The sequence below is a fragment of the Paenibacillus sp. P4_E11 genome (genome assembly GCF_056401635.1).
In genome coordinates this window covers 1-1,145 of the sequence record NZ_JBFUIX010000527.1, presented here as the reverse complement: position 1 = coordinate 1,145, position 1,145 = coordinate 1, and the positions used below count along the sequence as shown (strand labels likewise).

General features: G+C 44.7%; 2 protein-coding genes. Both read left to right on the top strand.

All coding sequences use genetic code 11. From position 1 onward, the window contains the following. Positions 1-375: ArsR/SmtB family transcription factor (locus AC1DWB_RS35745; RefSeq protein WP_477545806.1), on the top strand; the 375-nt coding region annotated here is incomplete at its 5' end. A gap of 15 nt (positions 376-390) precedes the next feature. Further along, positions 391-1,145: arsenite/antimonite efflux transporter (gene arsB, locus AC1DWB_RS35740; RefSeq protein ID WP_477545805.1), on the top strand; the 755-nt coding region annotated here is incomplete at its 3' end.

The window sequence follows — 1,145 nt, the reverse complement described above, 5'->3', positions numbered from 1 at the left end:
CACCAAGCCTGGACTGTCGAATCTCATCACGGTGCCTATCGGATATTCGTCGCATCGCTTCCCCAATGGCGTTCCAAGTCATATCCGGATAGACAGCTCGATAAAAATAGACTTTCCATAGTGGCGTTGCTTAACGAAAAAGAGCTTTGCGTATGTGAGATCGTTGAGCTACTACAAACTAGCCAACCGAATATTAGTCAGCATATGCGTAAACTAAAAGATGGTGGGCTTGTCAAGGAATCGAAGAGAGGCCAATGGGTTTATTATTCTTTAAGCATACAAGACAGGCCATACATCGCAGAAATTCTCAAACAGATCCCTTCGCAAATAGAGAAAATTCATGCGATTTGTGAAGACAATAATTGCTGTAATTAATACAGGAGGGCTTGTATGGTTTACGTAGCATTTCTTATTTTTTTAGTTACCTTAGCGTTTGTCATCTGGCAACCAAGAGGCTTAAACATCGGCTGGTCGGCAAGTGCAGGTGCCATTATTGCTTTAATTTGCGGCGTGGTCAGCTTCTCAGATGTGGGTACTGTTACCGGCATAGTGTGGAATGCAACGTTGGCTTTTGTAGCCATTATTTTAATCTCGCTGGTGCTGGATGAAATCGGATTTTTCGAGTGGGCGGCCCTACACATGGCCCGTCTGGCACGAGGTAATGGGATGCTGATGTTCGGATATATCATCCTGCTAGGGTCGGCTGTCGCAGCCCTGTTCGCGAATGATGGCGCTGCCTTGATCATCACCCCGATTGTGTTGGCGATGGTAAGGGCGCTTAAATTTGATGAAAGGATGATTCTCCCCTTTATAATGGCGAGTGGTTTCATCGCAGATACCGCATCCCTGCCGCTTGTAGTCAGCAACTTGGTTAACATCGTATCTGCCGATTATTTCGACATCGGATTTGCAGAATATGCGAGCCGTATGATCGTTCCTACTTTCTTCTCGATCCTGGCGAGTCTCTTGGTATTGTATTTGTTTTTCCGTACAAGCATCCCCAAGAGCTACAATCTCACTCAACTAAAAAAGCCGAAAGAAGCCATTAAGGATATGAGATTGTTTAAATTATCCTGGGTCATTCTTGCAGCTTTGCTTATTGCGTATTTCGTAAGCGAATTTCTGTCCATCCCTGTCTCTATTAT